Origin of the sequence: Streptomyces sioyaensis (genome assembly GCF_004122735.1) — a bacterium.
Taxonomy (GTDB): Bacteria; Actinomycetota; Actinomycetes; order Streptomycetales; family Streptomycetaceae; genus Streptomyces; species Streptomyces sioyaensis.
In genome coordinates, this window is record NZ_SDIF01000199.1 from 1 (window position 1) to 7,745 (window position 7,745).

8 protein-coding genes are annotated in these 7,745 nt (G+C 75.1%); 4 read left to right on the plus strand and 4 right to left on the minus strand.

The features are described from left to right. The 3 genes from EST54_RS32360 to EST54_RS32370 all read left to right on the plus strand — a co-directional run. A partial coding sequence (locus EST54_RS32360) for a GNAT family N-acetyltransferase (protein ID WP_244942660.1) occupies window positions 1-753 on the plus strand: 753 nt, incomplete at its 5' end. Next, window positions 750-1,763 carry a lysophospholipid acyltransferase family protein gene (locus tag EST54_RS32365; RefSeq protein ID WP_129251250.1) on the plus strand — a complete coding sequence of 338 codons (1,014 nt, stop codon included), beginning with the start codon at window positions 750-752 and terminating at the stop codon, window positions 1,761-1,763. The genes EST54_RS32360 and EST54_RS32365, both read left to right, overlap by 4 nt. Further along, on the plus strand, window positions 1,756-2,496 hold the full coding sequence (locus EST54_RS32370; RefSeq protein WP_129251251.1) for a DedA family protein: 741 nt from the start codon (window positions 1,756-1,758) through the stop codon (window positions 2,494-2,496). Before EST54_RS32365 ends, EST54_RS32370 begins: the two co-directional genes overlap by 8 nt. 8 nt (window positions 2,497-2,504) lie before the next feature. On the opposite strand, the gene EST54_RS32375 is transcribed toward EST54_RS32370, so the two are convergent. From EST54_RS32375 to glnII, 4 genes are all read right to left on the minus strand, one after another. Beyond that, a complete protein-coding gene (locus EST54_RS32375) occupies window positions 2,505-3,152 on the minus strand; it encodes a winged helix-turn-helix domain-containing protein (protein ID WP_129251252.1) in 648 nt (215 codons plus the stop codon). A 488-nt stretch (window positions 3,153-3,640) separates the two neighbouring features. Next, window positions 3,641-4,318 (minus strand): rhomboid-like protein, encoded by a 678-nt coding sequence (locus EST54_RS35770; RefSeq protein ID WP_239013690.1) that lies wholly within the window; start codon window positions 4,316-4,318, stop codon window positions 3,641-3,643. A 1-nt stretch (window position 4,319) separates the two neighbouring features. Beyond that, window positions 4,320-5,237, minus strand: a complete 918-nt coding sequence (locus EST54_RS32390; RefSeq protein ID WP_129251255.1) for a DUF6891 domain-containing protein — start codon at window positions 5,235-5,237, stop codon at window positions 4,320-4,322. A 199-nt stretch (window positions 5,238-5,436) separates the two neighbouring features. Next, a complete protein-coding gene (gene glnII / locus EST54_RS32395; protein WP_129251256.1) occupies window positions 5,437-6,459 on the minus strand; it encodes a glutamine synthetase in 1,023 nt (340 codons plus the stop codon). A 287-nt stretch (window positions 6,460-6,746) separates the two neighbouring features. On the opposite strand from glnII, the gene EST54_RS32400 reads away from it, so the two are divergent. After that, window positions 6,747-7,655, plus strand: coding sequence for a Gfo/Idh/MocA family protein (locus EST54_RS32400; RefSeq protein ID WP_129251257.1), 909 nt, complete (start codon window positions 6,747-6,749; stop codon window positions 7,653-7,655). Window positions 7,656-7,745 lie beyond the last annotated feature (90 nt).

Consider the following 7,745-nt stretch of genomic DNA (forward strand, 5'->3'; position numbering starts at 1 on the left):
GTCCCCGCGAACGCCGCCCCCGCCCCGGCCGCCGACCCCGGCTACACCGCGGAGATCGCCGACACCCGTGCGCAGATCCGCGCCGCACAGCGGCTGCGCCACCGGGTCTTCGCCGAGGAGATGGGCGCCACCCTGCACTCGCCGCTGGCCGGCCACGACATCGACGACGTCGATGCACTCGCCGATCACCTCGTCGTCACCCACACCGCCACCGGCGAGGTCGTCGGCACCTACCGCCTGCTGCCGCCCGGCCGCAGCCCGCGGCTGTACTCCGACGGCGAGTTCGACCTCGGCGCCCTGGAGGGGCTGCGCTCCTCCCTCATCGAGGCCGGCCGCTCCTGTGTGCACCCCGACCACCGCAACGGCGCCGTGATGACCCAGATGTGGGCCGCGCTCGCCCGCTACACCCTGCTCTCCGGCCACCGCTACCTCGCCGGCTGCGCCTCCGTCCCGCTCGCCGACGGCGGCACCGCCGCCGGCCACGCCTGGGAACTGGGCCGCACCCGCTACGCCGCCCCGTCCGGGCTCCAGGTCACCCCGCACCGCCCCTGGCACTCCACCACCCCGCTCCCCGGCCGCCCCAGCCTCGCCCAGCTGCCGCCGCTGCTCCGCGGCTATCTGCGCATCGGCGCCGTCATCTGCGGCGCACCCGCCCATGACCCCGAGTTCGACGTCGCCGACTTCTTCGTCGTGCTGGACATGGAACGGCTGGACGACCGCTACCGGCGCTACTTCCTGGGCGAGCAGCGGTGAACGGCCCCTGGGACGTCTCCTCCGACTGCACCCCGGACTGCGCCGCGCACGCCGTGCCGCGCGTCCCGGCGACGGTCGTCGCCCGCCGCGGCGCCGTGTTCGCCCACACCGTGCGGCGGGCGCTGACCGACGGCACGCGGCTGGCCGACCCGGTACGGCTACGGGGGCATGCCGCGGCGCTGCTCGACGCGCTCGGCATCCGTGTCGAGGGCGCCGCCGCGCTCACCGCCGGGGACGGCCCCGGCACCCTCGTCGTCGCCAACCACATCTCCTGGCTCGACATCCTCGCCCTGCTCGCCGTCGAACCGGTCACCCTGCTCGCCAAGCGCGAGGTCGGCGGCTGGCCGGTGGTCGGCGGGCTGGCCCGCCGGGCCGGTACGCACTTCATCGACCGGACGCATCCCCGGCGGCTGCCCGACTCCGTGCGCCAGGTGGCCGAACTGCTCCGCTCCGGGCGGTCGGTGGCGGTCTTCCCGCAGGCCACCACCTGGTGCACCACCGAACAGGGCGCCTTCCGCCGGGCGACCTTCCAGGCCGCGCTCGACGCGGGGGCGCCCGTCCGCCCGGTGACCCTCGACTACACCCAGCAGGGCCTGCCCAGCACGGTGGCCGCGTTCTGCGGCGAGGACACCTTCGCCGGCTCGCTGCGCCGGGTGCTCGCCGCCCGCGGTCTGACCATCCGCGTCACGGCACATGCGGCGTTGACGGCGGCCGACGGCGACCTGGACCGGCGGGAACTGGCGGCGCGGGCGGCGCGGGCGGTCCGCGGCGGCCAGCTGTCGCTGTCGCCGGCATCGGCAGCGGTGGCGGGAGCGGCGGTACGGCGGGCGTCCGCGGCGGCCGCACCGGCACTGTCCGCACCCGTCCCGTCCGCACCGGCCCCGTCCGTACCCGCCCCGGGCACGGCCGCATCGTCGCCGTCCCCACGCATCCCGTCCGCGCCGGCCCCCGTGCCGCCGCACTCCCCACTGCCGGATACGCCCCTGCGGGACACCCCGGCCCATGTTTGACCAACTCGACCAGCTCGACCAGCTCACCGAGCCGCTGCGGGGCATGGTCGGCTCGCCCTGGCTGTGGCTGATCATCCTGCTGGTGTCCGGCCTCGACGCCCTGCTGCCGTTCATGCCGAGCGAGACCACCGTCGTCCTGGTCGCCGTGCTCATCGGCCCCGATCTGCCGCTGCTCGCCCTGCTGGCGGGCGTCGCGGCGACCGGGGCACTGGCCGGTGACTGTCTGGGCTATGCGGTGGGACGGTACGCGGGCCCGCGCGCGATCGCCCGGCTGTTGCGCGGCGAACGCGGCCGGGCCCGGCACACCAGGGCCCGCGCCATGGTCGAACGGCACGCCGCCCTGCTCGTGATCGCGGGCCGCTTCGTGCCCGGCGGCCGGGTGGTCGCCACGCTGTCCACCGGCAGTGTCCGCTTTCCGCTGCGCCGCTTCGTCCTGCTGGACGCGGCGGGCGCAGGCATCTGGGCGCTGTGCAGCGCGGCGCTCGGCGGCTTCGGCGGTACGGCGCTCACCGATTCCCCGGCCGCGGGCATGCTGCTGGCCTCCGGGGCCGGACTCGTGGTGGCGGGCTGTGTGGGATACCTGCACCGGCGGGGCCTACCGGGCGTACCGGAGGAGCACCCGCGGCGCACGCCGAAGCGGCGCGGCCGGCGCGGGGGAGCGGCACCCGGCCGGGCGGGGGAGCGGATCCCCGCCCGGCCGCACCCCCGGCAGGAGGAGCCGAAGGGCGTGTGACCCCGGGCTCAGACGCCCGGCACGTACTTGTAGCCCACCCGCCGCACCGTCACGATCGACGACCGGTGCGCGGCGCCCAACTTGCGGCGCAGCCGGGCGACATGGACATCGACGGTCCGGCCGTCGCCGACATGCCCGTAGCCCCACACCGTGGTCACCAGCTGGTCGCGGGTGTGCACCCGGTGCGGATGCGCCACCAGGTGGGCCAGCAACTCGAATTCGAGGTACGTCAGATCCAGCGGGCGGCCCTGGACCTGTGCGGTGCGCCGCTCGGGGTCGATCCGCACGATCTCGTCGCCGGTCGGCGCGGTGGGCGTGGTCGGCCCGGTGGGCCCGGGTGCGGTCGGTCCCGGTGCGGCGGCCGGCTGTGGGGCGGCCGCCTGCTCGGCCGGTACGAGCACCAGATAGCCGACCATCGGTGGCTGCCCGGGCAGGGCGGGCAGGCTGTGCTGGGGCGCCGGAAGCCAGGTGGCGCCGGAGGTCAGCAGCTCGGCGACCGAGGGCGCGCTGTGGCGCGGCGCGCCGGCGCCCGGGGCGGTGGCGGGCGACGGGAGGGCCTCGTCGGGGGCCACGGCGCGCAGCCGCTGGCGGTGGGCGTGCGGGGCGGGAGCGGCGGCGGTCGGGGAAGGGGCGGTCAGGGTACGGACGTTCGTCATCACGGTCAGCTTTCGCGCGGAGGGGCGTCGGGGGACGTCGTGCGCGCGGGCAAGGCGTGCGGCGCCGGTCAGCGGCGTCGGTGAGAGAGGTGCGGGCCCGCGCTCAGTGCGCGTGGCAACACAGAAGGTCGAAGGCGTGCGCCTGCCGGGACGGCCAGAACGGCTCAAGGTCGCTGCGACCCGTCGCGGTGTCATTGAGGCTGGCCATGGCCCCATTGAACCAGACGGCCGGTGTTCTGTCCCCGATGCGGCCCGCGGTGTGACGCGAATCCGCCGCGCCGCGGCCGCACCGGCACCGGGGAAGAACCGGCCCCGACTCGGCAGCCGCACACACCGGAGTTGGCGGACCGGCGGGGCCCGGGGGAGCCGACGGCCCCTGGCCGGAATCCGTTACGCGGTGCCGCACCGTACGCGCGCCGCCCTCGCACGGGTGCCGCACCGCTACGCGGCGCCGGGGGGTTCACTCACCGGGCCCCGGCTCCTATCCGTTATTTGTATGCCCGGCCTTTCGCCGTACCCCTGGCTCTCCGCCGTATCCCCGCCCCACACATCACCCCGAGCGCCGTCGCCGTCAGATGCCCGGCATCGGTGAACGTCCGTGCCGGGCGCAGCACGGGCCAGGTGCCCAGCGCCAGCAGTCCGGCCGTCGCGGTGGTCCGCGCGCGGCGGTGCGGGACGGCCGCGGCCAGGGCGCCGAGCGTGGCATGGAAGCCGTAGCTCGTCCCGACGTCGACGGCGCGTGCGGTCGCGTCCGGCGGATCCGTGCGCACCCGGCCGCGCAGGCCCGCGTACACCAGCAGAGAGGCGCCGGTGTGGCCGGCCGCGAACACCCCTGCCGCGCGCCGGGTGCCCCAGCGCGCCTCGGCCGTACCGAGGACGGCGAGCAGCGCGGCGGCGTACGGGAGCGGCATCGGCTGCTCGACGAAGGCGGCGCTGGTGGCCAGCGTCCGCCACCGGCCGGCCCGCAGATTGACGACATTGGTGGAGTGGGCGCGCAGCAGCTCCGTGCACCGCCGGGCGGGCAGCCGCGCGGCGGCATACGCACCGAGCTGGACGGCGCCGACGTAGAGCGGCGTGAGCCAGGGCACGGCGGCGGCCGGCCGGATACGCGAGTCGGCACCCGGCAGTACGCCCCGGCGCAGGAACCGGGAGGCGGCCTTCGGCATCTCAGGCTCCCGTCGGCAGCCGCTTGCGCCAGTCCAGCGGGGTGACCTCGATGACGCGGTCCGGGTCGCCGTCCCACTCCACCGGCAGTCCCGCAGCCGTGAGCGCCGCCGCCACCGTCCGCCCGACCTCGGCGCGCGCCTCGTCGGCCGCCTCCCCGGTGTCCGCGTACGCGCCGTAGCGGACCGAGAGCCCATACCCGTCCGCGGCGGCCTCGGTGTCCTGGTAGTGGAAGAAGACGAATCCCCGGTCGCCCTCGGCGCGTTCGGCCGCTATCTCGCCGAGCGCGCAGTTGCTGCAACAGGTGAAGTGCATCCGGGCGGTCAGCCCCTGGGTGTCCAGCTCGGCGAAGGCCCGCGTGACCCGGTCGGCACCGGTCACCTCGGGCCATCGCTCCTGCTCGGCGAGCTGTTCCTCCCACAGGCCCGCCACGATCCGCCGCGCCTCGTCGAGGGTGACCGGGGAGTCCTCCGGATCGAGGACGTCACACACGCTCTGCGCGATCTCATGGGCCTTGCGGAAACCGGAGCGCATGTCCTTGCGGGCCTGCTCCTCGGCGGCCGCGCGAATCCGCGGATCCAGGCCGGGCGTGGCGAAGAGGTCCGCCGGCCGCCAGTCGAGCGCCGTGCGCCAGGAGTCCCCGCCGCGAGCCCAGTCCAGGAAGACCGCCACGACCTGCTCGGCATCGTCGCACTCCGCGCTGAAGTGCCGCTCGGGGGCGCCGTCGCGGTACTCCACCGCGAACGGCCCCGTGCCCTCCCGCCAGGTCTGCACGAAGACCTGCTGCTGGTCGGGGACGCGCTCGACGACCACGAAATGGTCGTCGGGGGCGCCGATCCGCCGCAGCAGTCGGGCGAGTTCGGCTTCGGCCGGATGGGCGCGCTCCGCCCCGGTCTCGGTCCTGACGTTGATCGCAAGCATGCCCCCAGCGTGCCACCCGCCACTGACAACCGACCCGGCCGCACCGGGCAATCGCCCCCGGCCGCCGGTGGCAAACTGCGCGGCCGCCGATGACTACCGGCCCGGCCGCAACTCGCAGACCGCCCCGCCCGGCATGTGAGAACGGGGCCGGGCCCCTTCGGCCCGACCCCGCTCCCGCGCCGCCGCCGCGACGACGACGTCAGATCTGTTCGCGCCGCGCCAGTTCGGTGCAGCAGGTGTCCACCATCAGACGGGTGACCACATACGGGTCGACATTGGCGTTCGGCCGCCGGTCCTCGATGTACCCCTTCTTCTCGACCTCCACCTGCCAGGGGATCCGCACCGAGGCGCCGCGGTCCGAGGCGCCGTAGGAGTACGCGTCCCAGGGAGCGGTCTCGTGCGCGCCGGTCAGCCGGTCCTCGATGCCGGTGCCGTACTGGCGGACGTGCTCCAGCGGCTTGTCGCCCTCACCCAGCGCCTCACAGGCGGTGATGATCGCGTCGTAGCCCTCCCGCATCGCGCGGGTGGAGAAGTTGGTGTGTGCACCGGCGCCGTTCCAGTCGCCCTTGGCCGGCTTGGCGTCCAGCGACGCGGTGACGCCGTACTCCTCGGCGACCCGGTGCAGCAGCCAGCGCGCCACCCACATGTGGTCCGAGACCTCCAGCGGCGGCAGCGCGCCCACCTGGAATTCCCACTGGCCGGGCATGACCTCGGCGTTGATCCCGGACAGGCCGAGGCCGGCCGCGAGGCACAGGTCGAGGTGCTTCTCGACGATCTCCCGGCCGAAGATCGCGTCGGCGCCCACGCCGCAGTAGTAGTCGGCCTGCGGGGCCGGGAAGCCGCCGCCCTCGGGGAAGCCGAGCGGCCGCTCGCCCTTGAGGAAGGTGTACTCCTGCTCGATGCCGAAGATCGGCTCCTGGCCGGCGAACTTCTCCGCCACCGGGCGCAGCAGCGCCCGCTTGTTGGAGGGGTGCGGGGTCAGGTCGGTGTGGAGGACCTCGCAGAGCACCAGCAGGTGGTCGCCGCCGCGGATCGGGTCCGGGCAGCTGAACACCGGCTCCAGTACGAGGTCCGAGGAGTGGCCTTCGGCCTGGTTGGTGCTGGATCCGTCGAAGCCCCAGCGGGGCAGGCTGCCGCCGTCCGCGACGATCTTGGTCTTGGAGCGGAGCTTGGCGGTCGGCTGGGTGCCGTCGATCCAGATGTATTCGGCCTTGATGCTCACGGGGGTTCCTCTTACTGCGGGTAGGTGCGGGTGCGGGTACCTGTGCGGATGTACTGCCGCACTCTCGCAACGCGCCATTTCCCGTCCGTTGCCCAATTGTGAACCGCAGGTTACTGAGCCGGACATCCCGCCATTCCGAAGGTATTCACGATCGAATGCCTGGGATTCTGCTACCTGAGGGGTCCCCTCGGCCGCGGCCGCGGGCGCGGCGCGACCGGCCCCGGCTCACGGGTCGCGGGCGCGGCGCAACCGGCCCCCGGCCCGCGCCCCGCGAGACACTGGCCCGTATGGCGACCCTGCGCATCGGACTCCTCGGTACCGGGCCCTGGGCGCGGAGCGTCCACGCCCCCGCCCTCGCCGCGCACCCCGGCGTCGAGCTCACCGGCATCTGGGGCCGCAGACCGGAGGCCGCCGCCGCGCTGGCCCAGGTCCACGGCTCCCGCCCGTACGACACCCCCGACGAGCTGTTCGCGGCCTGTGACGCGGTCGCCGTCGCCCTGCCGCCCTCCGTGCAGGCCCCGTTGGCGGTCCGCGCGGCCGGGGCCGGCTGCCATCTGCTCCTGGACAAGCCGGTCGCCACCTCCGTGCCCGAGGCCCGCGCACTGGCCGCGGCCGCCGAGCGGGCGCAGATCGCCTCGGTGGTCTTCTTCACCGCGCGCTTCGGGGAGCAGGAGGGGGAGTGGATCGCCGCGCAGGCCGCGGTCGGCGGCTGGTTCACCGCGCACGCCGACTGGCTCGGCTCGGTCTTCGCCGAGGACAGCGCCAGCCCGTACGCGCACTCGCCCTGGCGCCGGGAGAAGGGCGGCCTGTGGGACGTCGGCCCGCATGCGCTGTCCGTGCTCCTCGCGGTCCTCGGCGACGTGGAAGCGGTCACCGCGACCCGGGGCCCGGCCGATACGGTGCTGCTTGCGATGCGGCACAGCAGCGGCGCGGCCAGCACCGCTACGGTCGCCCTGACCGCCCCCGCCGCGGCGGCCGGGGTCGAGATCACCCTCCGCGGCACCGCGGGCACCACCTGCCTGCCCCGCCGCCTGCACGGTCCCGAAGCGGCCTACCACCGCGCCGTCGACGCCCTGCTCGCCGCCGCCGGAACGGGTCTGCCCAACGCCTGCGACCTCCACTTCGGCCTCCGGGTCACGGAAATCCTGGCGGCGGCCGAGGCGACGCTGCCCCCGCTCGTACGGTCCGGTCCATGACGCCCGCGCCGCGCCCCCCTTACGGAGGCCGCCCCGGACCCCGACGGACGCCGCCAGGATTTCCGTGACCCGGAGGCCGAAGTGGAGGTC